This is a genomic window from Nesterenkonia aurantiaca (assembly GCF_004364585.1).
GTDB classification, from domain to species: Bacteria; Actinomycetota; Actinomycetes; order Actinomycetales; family Micrococcaceae; genus Nesterenkonia; species Nesterenkonia aurantiaca.
Map to the genome: position 1 here is coordinate 287,856 of NZ_SOAN01000003.1, position 16,826 is coordinate 304,681.

General features: G+C 61.5%; 14 protein-coding genes. 5 read left to right on the forward strand and 9 right to left on the reverse strand.

Annotated elements, in window-relative coordinates:
- The first annotated feature begins 93 nt into the window (after positions 1-93).
- Together ychF and EV640_RS05950 are read left to right on the forward strand one after the other, a co-directional pair.
- Positions 94-1,179 carry a redox-regulated ATPase YchF gene (ychF, locus tag EV640_RS05945; protein WP_133726062.1) on the forward strand — a complete coding sequence of 362 codons (1,086 nt, stop codon included), beginning with the start codon at positions 94-96 and terminating at the stop codon, positions 1,177-1,179.
- 392 nt (positions 1,180-1,571) lie between these two features.
- Positions 1,572-3,914: a DUF262 domain-containing protein gene (locus EV640_RS05950; protein WP_166645877.1), complete on the forward strand. Its 2,343-nt coding sequence runs from the start codon at positions 1,572-1,574 to the stop codon at positions 3,912-3,914.
- A gap of 349 nt (positions 3,915-4,263) precedes the next feature.
- Here EV640_RS05950 and EV640_RS05955 read toward each other — a convergent pair whose 3' ends face one another.
- From EV640_RS05955 to EV640_RS13835, 5 genes are all read right to left on the reverse strand, one after another.
- Entirely contained in the window at positions 4,264-4,725 is a 462-nt protein-coding gene (locus tag EV640_RS05955) for a hypothetical protein (protein ID WP_133726064.1), read from the reverse strand.
- Positions 4,726-4,742: 17 nt separating this feature from the next.
- A complete protein-coding gene (locus EV640_RS05960) occupies positions 4,743-5,918 on the reverse strand; it encodes a hypothetical protein (RefSeq protein ID WP_133726065.1) in 1,176 nt (391 codons plus the stop codon).
- 717 nt (positions 5,919-6,635) lie between these two features.
- Entirely contained in the window at positions 6,636-7,868 is a 1,233-nt protein-coding gene (locus EV640_RS05965) for a saccharopine dehydrogenase family protein (RefSeq protein WP_133726066.1), read from the reverse strand.
- A 156-nt stretch (positions 7,869-8,024) separates the two neighbouring features.
- Positions 8,025-9,464 (reverse strand): phytoene desaturase family protein, encoded by a 1,440-nt coding sequence (locus tag EV640_RS05970; RefSeq protein ID WP_243832247.1) that lies wholly within the window; start codon positions 9,462-9,464, stop codon positions 8,025-8,027.
- Positions 9,461-10,291: a UbiA family prenyltransferase gene (locus EV640_RS13835; RefSeq protein WP_051501397.1), complete on the reverse strand. Its 831-nt coding sequence runs from the start codon at positions 10,289-10,291 to the stop codon at positions 9,461-9,463. The genes EV640_RS05970 and EV640_RS13835 overlap by 4 nt, the downstream gene beginning before the upstream one ends.
- A gap of 294 nt (positions 10,292-10,585) precedes the next feature.
- Here EV640_RS13835 and EV640_RS05975 point away from each other — a divergent pair, with 294 nt between their 5' ends.
- Entirely contained in the window at positions 10,586-11,239 is a 654-nt protein-coding gene (locus EV640_RS05975) for an SDR family NAD(P)-dependent oxidoreductase (RefSeq protein ID WP_133726068.1), read from the forward strand.
- A 42-nt stretch (positions 11,240-11,281) separates the two neighbouring features.
- Here the strand turns inward: EV640_RS05975 and EV640_RS05980 are convergent, their stop codons facing one another.
- Genes EV640_RS05980 through EV640_RS05990 form a run of 3 tightly spaced genes read right to left on the reverse strand, consistent with a single transcriptional unit; the run spans position 11,282 to position 13,320 of the window.
- Positions 11,282-12,049 (reverse strand): SCO1664 family protein, encoded by a 768-nt coding sequence (locus EV640_RS05980; RefSeq protein WP_133726069.1) that lies wholly within the window; start codon positions 12,047-12,049, stop codon positions 11,282-11,284.
- Positions 12,049-12,603 carry a DUF3090 domain-containing protein gene (locus tag EV640_RS05985; RefSeq protein WP_133726070.1) on the reverse strand — a complete coding sequence of 185 codons (555 nt, stop codon included), beginning with the start codon at positions 12,601-12,603 and terminating at the stop codon, positions 12,049-12,051. The genes EV640_RS05980 and EV640_RS05985 overlap by 1 nt, the downstream gene beginning before the upstream one ends.
- Positions 12,604-12,627: 24 nt before the next feature.
- The gene (locus EV640_RS05990; RefSeq protein WP_133726071.1) at positions 12,628-13,320 is read right to left on the reverse strand and encodes a histidine phosphatase family protein; all 693 of its coding nucleotides are present in this window, start codon (positions 13,318-13,320) and stop codon (positions 12,628-12,630) included.
- A 256-nt stretch (positions 13,321-13,576) separates the two neighbouring features.
- On the opposite strand from EV640_RS05990, the gene EV640_RS05995 reads away from it, so the two are divergent.
- Positions 13,577-13,930 (forward strand): DUF1801 domain-containing protein, encoded by a 354-nt coding sequence (locus EV640_RS05995; RefSeq protein ID WP_133726072.1) that lies wholly within the window; start codon positions 13,577-13,579, stop codon positions 13,928-13,930.
- A gap of 222 nt (positions 13,931-14,152) precedes the next feature.
- Entirely contained in the window at positions 14,153-14,854 is a 702-nt protein-coding gene (locus tag EV640_RS06000; RefSeq protein WP_133726073.1) for a GNAT family N-acetyltransferase, read from the forward strand.
- Between the two features lie 330 nt (positions 14,855-15,184).
- Here EV640_RS06000 and EV640_RS06005 read toward each other — a convergent pair whose 3' ends face one another.
- Positions 15,185-16,363, reverse strand: coding sequence for a M14 family zinc carboxypeptidase (locus tag EV640_RS06005; protein ID WP_133726074.1), 1,179 nt, complete (start codon positions 16,361-16,363; stop codon positions 15,185-15,187).
- Positions 16,364-16,826 lie beyond the last annotated feature (463 nt).

Consider the following 16,826-nt stretch of genomic DNA (forward strand, 5'->3'; position numbering starts at 1 on the left):
GCTGAACGGAGTCTCATTCTAAGGTGCGCTCCTCAGAGCCCGGAAGGTCCTGGAAGTCGCCGCAGCGGCCTCGGGACGGTAGGTTAGGTGACCGTGGCTTTGACTATCGGAATCGTAGGACTACCCAATGTGGGCAAGTCGACCCTGTTCAACGCGCTGACTCGTCAGTCGATCTTGGCGGCGAACTACCCGTTCGCGACCATCGAGCCCAATGTGGGCATCGTGAATCTGCCCGATTCACGGCTCGATGAGCTGGCGAAGATCTTCGGTTCGCAGAAGATCCTTCCCGCCACGGTGTCCTTCGTCGACATCGCCGGGATCGTCAAGGGCGCTTCCGAGGGGGAGGGGCTGGGCAACCAGTTCCTGGCCACGATCCGCGAGGCCCATGCGATCGCCCAGGTGGTCCGGGTCTTCGAGGACGAGAACGTCATCCACGTGGACGGCAAGGTGGATCCCACCTCGGACATGGAGACCATCAACACCGAGCTGATCCTCGCTGATCTCCAGACCATGGAGAACGCGATCCCGAAGCTGGAGAAGCAGGTCAAGGGGCGCAAGGCCGAGCAGGCCACCCTGGACGCCTACCTGGTGGCGCAGAAGACCCTGGAGCGCGGCGACACGATCTTCAGCTCCATCACCAAGGACAAGCTGGAGATGGAGCACCTGGCGCAGCTGAACCTGCTCACCGCCAAGCCCTTCATCTACGTGTTCAACGCCGATGAGTCCGTGCTGAACTCCGCCGAGAAGCAGGCCGAGCTGGCTGCGCTGGTGGCACCGGCCGACGCCGTGTTCCTCGACGCCAAGCTCGAGGCCGACCTCGTGGAGCTCTCCGAGGAGGAAGCCCGCGAGATGCTGGAGCTCAACGGCCAGGAAGAGTCCGGCATGGACCAGCTGGCCCGCGTCGGCTTCGCCACGCTCGGGCTTCAGACCTACCTGACCGCCGGGCCCAAAGAGACCCGCGCCTGGACGGTCAACAAGGGTGCGACGGCGCCCGAGGCGGCCGGCGTCATCCACACCGACTTCCAGCGCGGCTTCATCAAGGCCGAGATCGTCAACTTCGGGGACCTGGTGGCCGCTGGATCCATGGCGGACGCGAAGTCTGCCGGCAAGGTGCGGATTGAAGGCAAGGAATACATCATGAAGGACGGCGACGTGGTGGAGTTTAGGTTTAACGTCTAGCGCGCGGAAATCTGCTGCGTAGGGTAAGAAGTTGGCGGCAGTGCAGCAGTAGGATAACCGGAAACTTCTGACGGAATATGGGCTAGCTGGTCGATCCCGTGCTGCTCAAGCGGGGTTTAGGTTCAGAGAGCCTAAAGGTTAGTACATTGTGGACGCCGACTGGACAACTTGCCGACTGTGGCCTCTTCGCCGATGACGATGTGGATTTAGGCCGGTCACAAGGCATGTGGCCTGGATCGCTGCGGATGCTCCTCTCACAGTCGGGCTCTTGCGGTGCCAGGAACCCGCTCCGGCCCTCACTTTGTGTCGTACCGGGGGTCGACTGCTGGATACCGAGATATATAGTGGCAGTCCAAGTTGCAGCCGGAGCGGCTTGTTCAGATGGAGGCCCCATGCAGTTAGATAAGCCCCTCGTTGGGGAGTTGCTTGACGGAGCGAAGACTCGCTACCAAATTCCTCTCTACCAGCGCACGTTCGACTGGGAAGAACGTCACTTCGAGCAACTCTGGTCAGATCTCCTGAACCTTGCTATTGCTCGTCGCACCGATCCGGAATCCGAGCACTTTCTCGGGACTCTGGTTCTGGATGTGGGGCACCAAACGCCGAATGATTATACCTTTCTGGTGGTTGATGGTCAGCAGAGGCTTACTACTCTTACAATGCTCTTGGCAGCCATTCGAGATATCTATCGAGAGCAAGGTAGTGACGTAGCCGAAGAGATCCAAGAGGATCGGTTAATCCATCGAAGAAAGCCTTCGAAACCTGAACGTTTTCGGTTGTGGCCGACGCAAGGCGATCGAGAAGACTTCATGAAAATCATTGACGGCGAAGTGGATCGTGCTTCAAGTAGCAACCTTGTAGCCGCTTACTCCTATTTTACGAAGTCCTTTCGTAAGGCACTCGAGGAGCGCGGTGTCGGAATTGACGAGGTGCGCTCTGCGGCTCTTGATGGGATCAGATTTGTCTCGATAACCGCTGAAGAGCAGGACAATGTTTACGCTATCTTTGAGTCTCTTAATAATACTGGATTAAAGCTAACTCAAGGCGACCTCCTTCGTAACTACTTTTTTTCGCGTTTGGGCCACCTCGCCGAATCCGTCTATGCGTCGTTTTGGTATCCAATGCAAGAAAGGCTTTCTCGCGCCGACCTTACGCACCTATTCTGGCTCGATTTAACTTGGTCGGATACAGAGGCGAAGAAGGATGACACTTTCAAGAAGCAGGCTGAGCGTGCTCGTGAGCCCGATCCTGAGCAGCTCCGCGACAAGATAAAAAGGTTCAATCGGCTGTCAATTTTACTCGAGGTGATTAGACTTCCGAGTAAGGAGAGTGATCCGCAGGTTCGGCGAGCCTTGCAGCGCTTAGTCGATTTTGGAATCGAATCTACTGACCCACTTGTACTTGGTTTACTGAACCTGCGGCAAACAGGGGATATCACCAACGAGCAGACGGCCGATGCGTTGGCGGTAATAGAGTCATTCCTTGTTCGGAGACTGATCGTACGCGCACCTCATAACGCACTTTCTCGCATTCTCATGCGCGCCTACGCGTCTGTTGACCCGAGCGATCCCGCTGCTTCATTGCTCGACTACTTTTCAAGGGATAATAAAGATTTTGCTTCAAATGAAAGAATCCGCGAAGCTGTTACATCGGTCAATTTTTATCGTTCCGGCACGAGGCGTCAACAGAAGACATTGCTGACGTGGCTAGAGGGCGAACTTGCTGGAAACGAGCCCGTGGTCTTAACGAAGACAACTGTAGAGCATGTGCTTCCTCAAAAGTTGACAGATGTGTGGCGGGAGGAGCTGGAAAAAGATACTGGAGACTTTGTCTCGCCTGAATCCGTGCATGAGACGTACGTGCATACCCTTGCTAATTTGACGATTTCCGGTTACAACTCCTCATTAAGCAATCGGCCTTTTTCTGTCAAGCGTGAATTGCTTATAGAAAAGGGTAATATCGAACTTAACAAATGGATCGCAAGTAAAGAAAAGTGGCGACGCACGGAAATAATTGAACGTGGAGATTATCTCAGTGATCTCATTGCTCGCACATGGGTTGGACCGACTAGCGTGAGTTCTGGTGATTCGCGAAACGACGAGACGGCCGAAATTGCGGACGCGCTCGCGAAGGTCCCAACGGGAACGTGGGTTTCTTTCGGAGATCTCGCCGATGCGACTGAAGTGACGGTTGTTGGAGTGAAGCGTGTATTGGCTGCGTCAGAAGTGCCGCTGGCTTGGCGGGTGATGGAAGCGAATGGGCGCTACTCGCCGCAGACTTCCAAAGACGCGTTCAGAACGAATCTCGAAAATGAGGGAGTCCAATTCGATGCGACAGGTGCTGCAATGCAGTCGTACCGGTGGAACTTCGGTGCGTCTTTTGGTGGTGCGGCGACACTGGTGCGCGACACTGCTGGCGACGTGCACGCGGGTCCCATTCGTGAGTTTCTCGAGGAAGCGGCCAACCGCCTGGCGCCGAGCGTAAGTGCGGCCGTCGACACTGCGGTTAATTCTTGGCTACTATGCGGTGGCAAAGTGTCATTGAGCGTTGACCCTGGTGAGCATGATGTCCTAACTGCGATGCTTCAAGAGGCTGAGGGGGGGACATCAGTTGCGGAGCTCCGACTCACTCCGACGAACGGACTCTGGTTGCGTAGGTATGACCAGGAAGGCCATGAGCTTGTGGACGCCAAGACCGTTGGGTCCATCGTTGCTCTAAGTGATGGGCCGGAGTAACCGTGCGGACCTGAGGCTTTGGCTACAGAGAGCACAGCTGCTCGAGATCCATTGGACTCTTGCCTAGGACATCACTGGGCAAGTAGGTAAATATGACCAAAGCAAGAAAAGAATTTTGAGGTTTTTCGGTTGCTGAACCCGGCGGATCTTGGGTTTAACGTGTAGTTTTCGACTCCCTGAGATGTTTGACGTTTAGGTTCTGACCAGTAGAAGTGCCGCCCATCGCGAACTCGGTAGGGCGGCGCTTGTGCTGTAGATCTGTAAAGTTAGGGGCGTTTCCGCCCTCATTCCAGTCTGAGGCGATTGCGTGTTCAGTCTCGAGCGTGGCCCCCCCCGGCACGAAGAGACATTACTCCGGGCCCGCATCCGAGGTGTGACACGGCATCTCGGCAGCCTGGGTGTCCATGGCGGTGAGAAACTCTTGATTGGTCATCACTTCGAGGCCGAACTCACGCGCCTTGGCTTGTACGGCTTTATCGCCTGTTACCACAGTCCATGTGGGTCCGAACAAAGCTAAGTCGTTCTCGCGGTGTCCGTCCAATGCTGTGGCAACGACTAGGGGATCAGCGTTTCCCAGGTTGGCGTAGAGGTTCACTAATCTCGTTTCGCCGACGGGTACGGAGGCCATCACCTCGACCAGGTGGCCGAGAACGCTTCCGGTCACTGGATATTCGAGTTGCTGAAGCTCGTCTATGTCTGGGAAGCCTTCGGCCTCATGGAGAACTTCCTGCGGAATGCGACAGTGCTTCTTGAAGAAAGTGCTGGCACGACGCTTACCCTTCACGAACGCCAAGGCGTTGTTGTCCAGCACGTATACCCGCCCGAGGTTCATCGCAGGGCCTCGCGAAGGTCATTTATCTGGGACGGCCGGATGTGACGCAGGCAGACTACTCGACAGAACTCCCGTTTGGAGATCCCACCCGTATCGAGAACGTCGAGCATCCGCCGGGAGAACTCGCGGCCGTTGTACTTACGCACGGCGTTAACTGCTTTCGGCTGCCGGGCCTGAGACTTGGGGCGCTGGCCAAACTCCCGTTGCAGCTCGTTCAGGTGGGTGGCCGCAGTGTCAGGGCCGATCATGCTCAACCGCTGGGCACGTACCGTTAGCGCACTCGGGGTCACCTTGAACTCGTCGGCGGCGGCCTTCACCTCATCTAAGGTTTCTAGCGGCACGTCCTGAAGTGCGTCCTGTGGCATGAGCATGGCCCCGACAATGTCGTACTCTCGACCGACCTCTGACCCGGGGCTGGAAGCATCGTAGGTCACCGGAGCGAAAACCCTTCTCGCTACTAGAACACTCATCAGAGCCAGCGTGAAGATCATGCGTCCCGTTGGCTCTTGGTAGTCACCATGGTCCCCGCCGGCGAGGAAAATGTATGGTACCTTCGAGTCCCTTATGGTCAGGCCACTGAATTTCACGCCGATGAGCCGCTGCGGCATGAAGTGTTGGACGCTTCGGGATACCAACACCTGATTTGATTCAAGCCTGCTTATCAACAGATCTAAGGCGTCCTCTTTCTTGCGAGCCGAGCGAATGGCGTTGTGTGCAAGCCCTAGAGCGTGCATCAGCTTGTTGGCGTCGTCCTCGATCGTCGGGCCGGGTTTGCTGAGCAGGCCAATGATCTTGTTCTGCTTCAGAGTCTTGTCGTGCGTCTTTAACAGAGTCTGTTTGCGCAGGAGATCCTTGACAATGAGCTCTATGTCGCCCAGATGCACCTGGTTCCGTGAGTTCACCGAGAAGGTCGTCTTGGACAAGCCGCTCAGAAGTCTTTCGGTCTTCATCTGAATCTGTGTGTCGACAACGGGCAGTGGGGCGAAGAAGAGGACGTATGGAATGTCGCCCTTCCGTGAGAGGAATAGCAGATCTTCGAAGTTGATCCATGAATTTTGGAGAGCCTTGTCGTAAGAGCGGTAAGTGCTGGCAACCGAGTTGCCCAAAAGTCCCGTGAAGACCGCTTCGTCTATGGGAGTCCATGTTCCCCTCAAAATGACATCGATCGACATCTATTTGGCCTTTCTGGAATAGCAGGGATTCCGATCGTGGTGTTAGAAAATCACTATCGAATACGCACTAACCGGGATCTTTTCAGTGTGCCGTAGCCTATCGGATGTGGCGGACGCGTCTCGAACGTTGCAGGCACGCCACGTATTTGAGGTCCTCGAGAAGCGCCATGGTGACCGACTCCGAGAACTCGCTCTCTCTGCACGCCAGGCGGAGTGTGAAACCAAAGTTCCCGCATATCTCCTGGCCTCAGAATCGCCCCCGCCTCGTCATTTGACTCGGCAATGGGCGCCTCGGGGAGAACGTAGCTCCCTGACGCCAATATCTACCTCGGTGGAGGTCCACGCGTGCCAGCCAGGGTTTCTGATCTCTAGACGTTGTCCAGTGGCGAAACGTAGTGGAGTTCCGGTTCAATGATTAGTACGAGCCCCTGATCACAGACTTCATCTCTTTCCGATTTTTCTTATCGTTGTCAGGTTTGGCCACTTAATCCGCGTCGTTAGAGAGCTCACTCACGCCATACAGCTGCGACTTGCCCGAGGAGGACGGCGAAAGGTTCCAGTAGGGGGCCGGTGACTGGTTTCCGGGTCCACGCAAAATTCCTGGTTCTCGAGCTCATTCGCTTGTCTGCCCTCGGACATGGCTTGCCTTCCGTCCGACTGAGTGGGCCTCCAACTTTTCTGTAGACGTTAAGCACGACCAATGCCTCACCTTCGGCGTCAGGTGAGGGGCGTGACGTCATAGGTATGGCCTGCCTCGCGCAGCCGCTCAACCAGAATGTCACCGAGTGCGGTCGCCGGGGTCAGCGATCCGGTGGCGGGCGGCAGACGGTCGCCGTCGAGGGCAAGTGAGAGGGCTGTCTCCCCGGCCATCACGGCGGTGGCGGCGTATCCCGGGTCGCCGGGCCCGGCTGCGATGGCGCGATAGCGCCGGCCGCTCTCCGTGGAAGCAGTCACCTGGGAATGGAACCAGCCTGAGCGCCGCGCGGCCTCGCTCGGGCCCGCACCCGGCGACGGAAGGACACGGTCAAGTAATCTCCTCGTGAAGGGTAGAGCCAGTGCGGCTCCGAACAGCCGCAGGCCAAGCGCCGTCGCCCCGGCGGTGACGGCCCCGAGAGGCCCTCGCCCCATACCCATCACTTCGCCGTACCGCAGGGACCTACCGTAGGCCCAACCCTGCAGGGCATTGCTGCGGCGTACGATCCGCGTATTCGCCGACGCCATGATGAAGGGCGCGGCCCACGGGCCGTCATCCGAACGGCCGACCCACCCCAGATCCGGAGGCTGCCGGGTCGCGGGCTCCGCCGTCCGGTCTGGACTGAGGGAGTAGGGATCGCCCGCAAGCGATCGCAGCACAGGGTCCGTCCGGATACCGTCGAGCTGACCTCGCATGGACTCGATGGTGCCGCCGCTGACACCGCCCTTCGCCCTGGCAACGAGCTGCACCTCGGTCAGTCCGCCCGCGCCATCAGCCCGCGCGGCCTGGTGCAGGAGGAGCACCGCGAGGTCCGACGGGACGGAGTCATAGCCGCACGCATGGACGATCCGTGCACCTGTAGTCCTCGCAAGGGCATCCCAACGGTCGATAGCTTCACGGACGAAGGACACCTCTCCTGTCAGGTCACCGTAGTGGGTGCCGGCGCGGGCACACGCCTCGACAACCGAGAGCCCATATTTCGCGTAGGGACCCACCGTGGTGAAGAGAACTCTGGTGCTAGTGGCCATTGCCGCGAGCGAGTCAGGGCGCCCCGTATCGGCCTCGATGATGGCCCAGTCATGAGCGGCGACGGGCAGTCTGGACCGTAGGGCTTCGAGCTTTACCCTCGACCTCCCCGCCAGTCCCACTCGCAGGTCCGGTGGAGCGTGGTGCGCAAGGTAACCAGCGATGAGTTCCCCGACAAAGCCGGTCGCACCAAAGAGGACGAGGTCGTGGTCGCGCGTGGGGGACTCCATGGCGGCAGTCTTCCACAGCAGAGGCCGGACCGGCACCGGAAACTGCGTCCCTGTCCTATCGCTGAAGCGCCCCGTCGCCCGAAAACCAGATCACAGACCATCACTAGTTAGCGAGGCCAGGTGCCCTGACAGCTAATTGGAATCTTGGCGTCGGTGTCAGCCACGCCCGCTTGGGCCGGGCTCCAGCGTGCGAAGCAACTTGTCCATCGCGATCATGGCGCCGCCCATCACTGCCGGCAGTCCGCCGCCCGGATGAACCGAGGCGCCAACCCGCCACAGCCAGGGACGCTTCAGGCTGTGGTGGGCTGGACGGTGCAGGGGCCCGCTCATGACCAGGGGGCGGACCGGTCCATACAGGGCGCCCCCGGAAGAGCCTGCACGACTGAAATAGTTCGGATCCAGGATGGCGCTTTCCTCGAGGTACGCGTCGAAACTTTCGGGCAGTCCGGCGGCGTTCCACACACGGCGAAGTTCCCGGTCCACAAAGGCGTTATCGAGGCCATAGCGCTGTCCGTTTGAGGGCGCCGTCAGCAGCACTGCAAGGGTATCGGCGGTGTTGGTGCCTGAGTCCGTCGCTGGATAGTAGTTGAGGAACGCCATCGTCTGGTCCGGCTCGCGTTGAGCCTCCAGGCTCGCGTAGAGCGCCTGCGGATCCTCGGGCAGAACCACGCTGTGCCGCGACATGTCTGCGGGAAGGGGACGCTTGAGCGCAGCGTAGATGGCGACCGCTGAACAGGAGAGCTTCCGCGGTGGTCGGGGTGTGCGCCCAGGCAACAGACCTTCGAGCCGGTCGGCGTCCAGGCCGCTGACCACGGCGTCCGCCCGATGTACCTTCTGGGCCGTCGTGACCTGTCCCCGCTCCAGGGCAAGGACGGGCTCATCGGTGCGAACATCGACCCCTGCAGCTCTTGCCAGGCGCTCGAGGGCCCGCACCAGTTCGTGGACACCACCCCGTGGCACCCACACCCCGTCTTGGGCCATCACCGCAGGCATGCTGGCATACAGTGCCGGGGTGCGGGAGGGGCCCACCCCTGCGTTGAGTGTGTGGATGGCGATCACTTCGCGCAGCCCGTCGGGCAGCCAGGTGAGACTGTCGAGATAACTGCGGGTCGTGAGCCGATGGCCGTAGAGCTTCCCCAGACGAGCCAGCGAGGGGCGCGCATCGCGTGCCATCACGGCCGTCGTCAGAAGCTGGGTCACGTCTGGGCCGATGGGTGCGTGCAGCGCTGCGAAACGCTCCCACGCCGGGTGCCACGGGTGTCCCGGAGGAACCGGCAGCGAACAGACTTCCCCGCGGAAGTAGTACCGGCCCACTTCCGGAAGCCGTTCCAGGTTCAACCCCGCCGTCTCTTCGGCGGCCAAGGATGGATCCTGACTGGAAGCATCCAGTCGGCGCAGCAGCTCCTGCCACACGGTCGGAAAGGTGAACAGCGAAGGGCCGGTGTCGATGGTCTGACCGCCGACTTCGATGCGGCTGCTCTTGCCGCCCAGTGTCGAGTCAGCTTCTAGAAGCGTGACAGTGTGTCCTGCCCATGCTGAGAGCACTGCCGCCGTCAAGCCTGCCACTCCACCACCGATCACAACGACACTGCTCATGGGTACCACCCCAGCAGCAGCGCCGCGGCCAGTTGAACGCCGGCCACAGTTCCGGCGACGTAGGGAAAGGCGATGGAGTAGCGGTACAAACCATGGGCGGTGGAGACGAGGGGGGAGCGGAACAGCATGTAGAGCAGACCTCCGCTGATCAGCGCGTTGACCAGCGCAACCGGCACATTGACCATGGCAAAGCCGATCGTGGCTGCGGCCCACCAGAGCCCACTCCAGAGCACCACCCCGCGAACACCGAGGCGCACCGCTGTGGTGGTGATGCCGGCGGCCTCGTCTTCCTCGATGTCCTGTACTGCGTCGAAGGTGTGCTTGGCCGCGCTCCATGCCATCAGCGCCACTGCAGCAGCCCAGACCGGACCGGTTCCCAGGGCGAGCGGAACAAAGACCATCGGCAGGGCATAGGCGGCGTTGCTGAGCGAATCAACAAACGGGCGGGCTTTGAACCGTAACGGTGGCGCCGAATAGAAGATGAACACGAATAGATAGAGCGCTATCCATAGGAGTGCATCCCCGGGAAGCGCCCATACGAAGTACGCCAGGAACGGAAGATTGGTCACAAGAACCGCGACCCATATCGAGATAACCTCAGCCGCGCGAATCCGTGCGCCCTCGAGAGACCCCTTACGCGGATTGAGCGCGTCGGTTTCTTGGTCGAAGATGTCATTGACGCCGTAGATGAGCAGGTTGAATGGCAGCGTCAGCCACAGCAGCAGCGCCAATGCATCCCAATGCCACAAGTGACCGGCCAGCCACATTCCCAGGACGGCAGGACCAACAGTATTGATCCACAGCACCGGCCGCGAAATATGAACCATTCGTTGGAAGACAGATTCAGCTCCGGAATGAGTTTTGACGGTGGAGCCCCTTCTGCCTGGGAACGTAGTGGTGCCTGAATGAACTACAGGCCTGTTTTCGCCGGTGGCCTGGCTCTGTGAAGTCCAGTCGCCGACGGCGGCTGAGCCTATGGTCAAGATGCTACGTCAGGTATCGACCGCGACCTGGACTGTTAACTCAGAGCAGGGGCCATTCCGACCAGCGCGTGCCGCTCTGCGAGCTCAGCGAACCGACTTGTGCTGCGCCGCCTGCCGCGCTTGACCTAAGGTCTACCCATGACGAATCTTCAGGGTGCGGTTGTTCTGGTAGTCGGCGCCACCGGCGGGCTCGGCTCGCGGATCGCCGATCAGTTGGAGAGTCACGGGGCCGTTGTTGCCCGGTCCTCGAAGTCTGCTGGGCAGGATCTCCGTGAACCCTCCGTGATTCGAGAGGTGCTCGATGCCACGAAGGCGCAGCACGGACGCCTCGACGGGCTGGTGGTTGCGTCCGGGGTCGTCGCCTTCGGCGCAGCTTCCGAGATTGAACCCGCCACGGTGGAGGAACTGTTCGCTGTGAACACGACCAGTGCGATCCAGCTCATCACCCAGAGCCAGTCCGACCTCGTGGCCTCGGCACAGGACGGCCGGGAGCCCTTCGTGGTGACACTGAGCGGCGTCGTCGCAGAGACCCCGGTCGCCGGACTGGCAGCATATTCGGCGTCGAAGGCCGGGCTCGCGGCCTTCGTCCTCGCAGCGGCGCGCGAGTACCGGCGCGCGGGCATCCGCCTCGTGGATGCCCGCCCAGGCCACACGGGCACCTCGCTGTCCGAGCACCCGATTGCCGGGTCAGCGCCGCGATTCGGAGCGGCGCTGGATCCAGACCACGTTGCCGCGCGGATCATCACGGCGATCGTCGATGGCGAGAAGGACCTGCCCAGCACCGCCTTCTAGTCGCGGCCGAGACGATGAGACTGGGCGTGTGTGCGAACGTCTCTAGAACAGCGGCCAGGGAACCGGTGACATCTCACCGGCCGGAGCCGGAAACACCCCCGCCGAACGCAACCTGGTGCAGCGACCGGCGAGTGCTGCGATCTCCTCGGCGCTGAGCAGCTCGGCCAAATCTTGACCCAGGTCACCGTCAAGCCCACTGCTGACCCGGTCGACGCCCTCGCGTTCCTCGTCGGTCAGGGGGTCTCCAACCCAACCCCAGAGGACCGTGCGCAGCTTGTGGTCACGGTGGAAGGTGAGCCCATGGTCCACGCCGTGCCGGTGGCCGTCGGACATGGCAAGGACGTGGTCACCCTTGCGGTCGGCGTTGTTGACGACGACGTCGAAGAGGGCCATGCGTCGCAGCGCTGACGAGTCCTCGTGGACGAGGGTGACCATCCGTCCCTTCTGGTCCTGTCCCTCGAGCACGTGCTTCCAGCCTGACTCCGGCACGTCGTCCGTGGCGATCAGGTCGACGGCGCTCTGGTCCGGGTCCTGCTCCTGCCAGAGCTGGACCATTCCGTCACCCAGGGGACCATCACGCAGCCAGGTCTGCGGGACCACGCCCCAGCCGAGGGCCTCCGAGACCAGGTAGGCGGCCACCTCTCGGTGCGCCAGAGTGCCGTCGGGGAAGTCCCACAGCGGACTTTCCCCGGCCATCGGCTTGTAGACGACGTTCACCTCGCCGATGCTGCCGAGGAACGTGGCGTTCGAGGCCGTCCTGATGCGTCCGGTGAGCGTCAGTTCCGCGGTCACCAGGTCCGTCGCCGACATCAGCCCTCGGCAGCGGTGCAGGTATGCCCGTCGGCGTCGATGGGGTAGCCGCAGAGCGGGCACGCCGGGCGCCCGGCACCGACGACCTCACGGGTGCGCTTGGCGAACGCGCGGGCGGAGCCTACCGGCATCCGCACCAGCAGCATCTCAGTGTCCTGAGCCTCGTCTTCGGGGGGCGGTGCAACGTCGTCGTCATCTTCGAGGTCGGAGATCGGGTAGGCCTCGATGATCACCTGGGCCGTGGCGGGATCCCAGCCCAGGCTCATCGCGCCGGTGCGGAAGTGCTCCTGGACGGTCTCGAGCTGGTCGTTGTCGACAAGTTCAGGGGGAGTGCTCGTGGGAACGCTGAAGGGGTTCCCCTCCACGGTGATGAGCTGGTCGAGGATCTCGTCGATCTTCTCCGCGAGGAGGGCCGACTGCTGCTTCTCGAGGGCGACGCTCACCAGCTGCGTCCCCGAGCGCACCTGCAGGTAGAACGTGCGCGCCCCGGGGAGGCCGATGGTGCCGACGACGGCCCGATCGGGCCAGTCAAACTCGTGAACACGTGTAGGCATATCAGTATTCTAGGCGCATGTGGTTCAGGGCGTCTGATGCCCTGCGCCGCCGCCCACCGGCGCGTCACCTGCGTGAATGCCCTTCGAGAGCCATGAGAGGTCGCCCGCGTCGGTGTTGGTCGCGTGGACGCTGGGCCTACTGGCGCCGTAGCGCACGATCGACACGGAGGCGGGGCCCACGTTGATCCGCTGAAACAAATCGAGGTGCATACCGAGCGCGTCGGCGAGTATCGACTTGATGATGTCGCCATGGCTGACCGCAGCCCACACGGCCTCGGGCCCATGCTCGGCCTCTATGACTGCATCATGGCGGCGGATCGCCGCCACCGATCGAGCCTGCATCGTGGCCATCGCTTCGCCCTCGGGAAAGACGACGGCGGAGGGTTGCGACTGCACCAGCGGCCACAGCTCCTCGGTGGCGAGTTCGGTGAGCAGCCGGCCCTGCCACGTGCCGTAGTCGGCTTCGATGAGACCGTGTTCCAGCGGCGCGGCGGGCGTGCCCGCTTGTCGGTTGAGGATGTGCGCAGCGGTCTGCTGACAACGCTCGAGCGGGCTCGACACCACCGCGGCCAGGTCAATGGCCGCGAGTCGGTCTCCGGTGAGCCCCGCCTGGTCGCGCCCGATCTGGTCCAGGCTCACGCCCTCGGCCCTGCCGGCCAGCAGCCCGGTCGCGTTTGCTGTGGTGCGGCCGTGCCGCACGAGAAGAACTGTCGCCATCCGTTCAGCCTATCCACCCGGGCTACGGTGCGGGGGGAGTCGAGTGTGCCTCCCCCCTCCCACGGCATGTCTGTCCAGCAGGTTGGGTACGCTGGTAGTGGTGGCTCGCGCCACCGATAGCGCTTCCACGTGACGACCACGTGAATCATCGCGGAGAGGCCTGAGCGTTTCAGGACATGTCCAGATGGGGTGCGGCGCACCGATGCGCCAACTTCATTCCGCCGATGCCCGGCATCGGCTGGCGAAAGGACATGACATGTCTTCGAAAGACGAGAAGAATCTCTCTCAGGTGATCGAGAAGATCTCGAAGATGGATGAGCCGCGACGGTCGGTGATGCAGCAGGTGCATGACATCATCATGACCGCGGAACCTACCCTGAAGCCTCGGATCTGGTACGGGATGCCCGCCTATGCGAAGGCGGCCAGCTCCCCGGCGTTGGTGACGCTGCGCAACGATGAGCGCTTGAACCTTGCCATCACCGAGAAGCCGGCCTTTCGACCGGCGGGTGGGGTGGACGGTGCCCTGATGCCGGCCGCGTGGTATTTCGAGTCCGTGGACGAGTACACCGCGAGACGGATCGCCGAGATCGTTCATTCGGTAGTCGACTGAGCCAAGGGGCCCTAGGTGGGGTGCGGGCCGGGTTCCGGCGCCGCTGGAGCCCGGCCCACCACCGGATACTCGCCCAGCGGAGTCGAGGCGTTGCCGTGTCCGGGTTCGACGGGTGCACCTTTGAAGGCTCGACCGGGAGTCAGCTCGGGGCATGCTCATCGCCACTGTCGCCGAGCGATTCTGCGGTTATCTCTGCGACAGGGCACGCCCTAGAGTCGGCAGATGAAGTCCATATCCAAGCCTCTTACTGACGTCACGCGGGGACGAATCGTCACGGCCTGGGCGAATGCGCTCGGGGTGCCTCCCGACGACATCCGTCAAGACGAGTGGGTCTTCGTCGAACGGGCGGACCTGAGCGCCGTCGTGGTCGTGCGGGTCGACGGTGTCGGTCTTGTGGCTGCGCCCGCGATGATTCTTGACCAGCTGCGTGACGTCTCCCGAGAGGTGCTCCTCGATGCGGACGCACTCGCCAGCATGCTTCCTGACGCTGACCCCATCGGCAGCGCCGATCTGCTCTTCGCCGAGCGCAGTCCTCGATCCAGCCCATCTAGCGTCATCGCCGCACGGCCGCTGAACCTGGCCACCATGCGGGCTGGCGTCAGTGCAGCGGAGTGGGATGAGAGTGGCATCGAGGAGACTGAACGCCAATGGGTCGCGCTGGATCCGGCGGGCGATCCTGCTGCGGTCGCGGGATTCTCTCGTTGGCGTTCCGAGCTTGCCCAGATGGGGGTCCTGGCTGCTCCGCAGTACCGAGGCGCAGGCCTCGGCTACGCCGCTGCAGCGGCTGCGACAGATGCGGCTCTCGGGGCGGGGCTGATCGCGCAGTGGCGAAGCCGTCAGGGAAACCAGGCGTCCCGAGGGCTGGCGCAACGCTTGGGATACACCCAGCTCGGTGTCCAAGCGGCCGTCGCACTCAACGGCTAGCGGCCGTTGATCACCGTGCACGGTGAGCCTGCGACGTTCCCTTCTTGTACGACCTCCTGGATTCAGCTTCAGAGCGGTCTACTCCTCTTCATCAGGGAACACCATGGGCTCACCTCTGACGTTGCGCGAGGCGATTGAAGTGTTGCCACCACCGAAGTGTGCAGTGATAGTCGTCTGCGTAGCCTGGTCGTTCCAGCTGGTCCTTGGCCGGAGGTAGTTCAGGATGTGACGTCGACATCTTCAAGACCCGCGGCGAGACGATATACCGCCTCACACATAGGGGGTCCACTTCCCGCGCGGTAAGAGGACCCCCTACGTGTTGAGTTCTTCCTACTGAACCGGAACAATCCCGGCGTAGTCCGTCTGATACCCAGTTGTTGGCTGGTGCGGGATCTCATCCCACCGCTCCGGATCCTCCTGCTGGATCTCACCCGTCGCCATTCCGATCAGAAGCTCCTCCAGTGCCAGCACATTCTGCCGGACCGACTTGCCGCGGGCTTTCTGGCCCAGGCTGCCGTCGGAGGTGTTTCCGCTTGTCTCAAGGAAGACGACCGGGTTGCTGTGACCTTCAGGATTCAATCCCTGGTAGTCCAGGCCCAGCATCATCGCTGAGACGACGCCGCCCTTGATATCGATCTCCAGGCCGTTGCCCACCTGGTAGCGATCGATGTTGATAGAGCCGTATTTCGAGAGTTCATCGAAGACATGGACCATCATCTGCCGGGTCAACACGTCGTAGGTGCCATCTGCAAGCCCGGGCAGAGTGGGCCCACCCGGGGCCAGGGAAATGCCGAGGGACAACGTCACGTCATCGCCGGTATCCCATTGCTGCTTCAGGCCCTGGTGGTGGATGTCCACGCCGAAGTCAGGCTTCACCATGGTCCAGTATTCGTAGAACGCCAAGGACTCTTTGGCCGCGAACCCTGCTTCAGTCCAATCACGGTTGAGGTCGATGCGTAGTTCCCGCCCGTTCTCACCGAGCTCTGGGGAACCGGTCAGGTCATCCCAGAGGATCGTCTGGCGGATGTTCGCCTCGGACCCGTCCGGGTTGTACATCGGGATGATGTGGAAGGTGTACTTTTCGCGCAGCAGGTTGTAATCCGGTGAGCCGTTGCTGCCCAAGTCCTTGAGCAGAGTCAGGAGTGACTCCGTGCCGTAGGGCTCGTTGCCGTGGATGCGTCCTTGAAGCCAGACGTCCTCCGGACCCGTCCCCACGGTGGCGACGTACAGATCGCGGCCCTGTTCGGAGGTGTTCACAGACGTGCCGGCCTCGGCGAGCGTGAACGCGTCGACGTTGAAGCGGGATGTGCGCTCAAGCTTCTGCAGCTCTTTCTGCACATCTGTGTAGGTCAAGATGCTGGAGATGTTGGTCTGCCCGTTGGGCGAGGGGAAGTTTGCGCTTGCCATTGCGGGGGCGACGCCGGCTGGTGCAGCGAGCATGAGTGACGCGGCGGTCACGACGGCCGCGAGGCGGCGACGGTGACGACGTACCGGTTTAGTGGACTGCATGTATCTCCTAGGGGTGTTCCCGTGGTGCCACCGCCCGCTGCGGGCTGGTCGCAGCCCCGACCGTCGTTGCCCGGGGCAACCATTACTCTATATGTGATTCACGCCACTATGGAAGAGGGGTTCCAATGTCTGGCATCGGTGTCATGGCGACCCGGCCTCCAGGCTTCTCAGGTCGATTTGTCTAGTTTCAGGCGTAGATCGGGTGAGAGGCGCCGGGTGGCGTGGCTCGAAAGAGGCCGAAGTTGCTGCGCGGTGAACAGTGTCTTCCTGTGTAGATCTATAGAGGGGGTGACTTAGCAGTTCGCTAGATTTTGCAGGCTATTTCGTGAGCTGTTGTCGGCGTCGGTCTTCAGATACGGCTGTCCACCTGGGCTGACCCCGTTTTTTAGATCCAGTCGTTGTGAGAGTCGTCTTGTTGCCCGAGTCCTCGGGCGGGAAGACTGGTCAGATCATGACGAACACC

Bases quoted from the DNA above. Each gene is read 5' to 3' on its own strand.
- EV640_RS06005 (WP_133726074.1), bottom strand. From the start codon at position 16,363: ATGCAGTCCACTAAACCGGTACGTCGTCACCGTCGCCGCCTCGCGGCC.
- EV640_RS05970 (WP_243832247.1), bottom strand. From the start codon at position 9,464: ATGAGCAGTGTCGTTGTGATCGGTGGTGGAGTGGCAGGCTTGACGGCG.
- EV640_RS05965 (WP_133726066.1), bottom strand. From the start codon at position 7,868: ATGGAGTCCCCCACGCGCGACCACGACCTCGTCCTCTTTGGTGCGACC.
- EV640_RS05975 (WP_133726068.1), top strand. From the start codon at position 10,586: ATGACGAATCTTCAGGGTGCGGTTGTTCTGGTAGTCGGCGCCACCGGC.
- EV640_RS06000 (WP_133726073.1), top strand. From the start codon at position 14,153: ATGAAGTCCATATCCAAGCCTCTTACTGACGTCACGCGGGGACGAATC.
- EV640_RS05995 (WP_133726072.1), top strand. From the start codon at position 13,577: ATGTCTTCGAAAGACGAGAAGAATCTCTCTCAGGTGATCGAGAAGATC.
- EV640_RS05950 (WP_166645877.1), top strand. From the start codon at position 1,572: ATGCAGTTAGATAAGCCCCTCGTTGGGGAGTTGCTTGACGGAGCGAAG.
- EV640_RS05985 (WP_133726070.1), bottom strand. From the start codon at position 12,603: ATGCCTACACGTGTTCACGAGTTTGACTGGCCCGATCGGGCCGTCGTC.
- EV640_RS13835 (WP_051501397.1), bottom strand. From the start codon at position 10,291: ATGGTTCATATTTCGCGGCCGGTGCTGTGGATCAATACTGTTGGTCCT.
- EV640_RS05960 (WP_133726065.1), bottom strand. From the start codon at position 5,918: ATGTCGATCGATGTCATTTTGAGGGGAACATGGACTCCCATAGACGAA.
- EV640_RS05980 (WP_133726069.1), bottom strand. From the start codon at position 12,049: ATGTCGGCGACGGACCTGGTGACCGCGGAACTGACGCTCACCGGACGC.
- EV640_RS05990 (WP_133726071.1), bottom strand. From the start codon at position 13,320: ATGGCGACAGTTCTTCTCGTGCGGCACGGCCGCACCACAGCAAACGCG.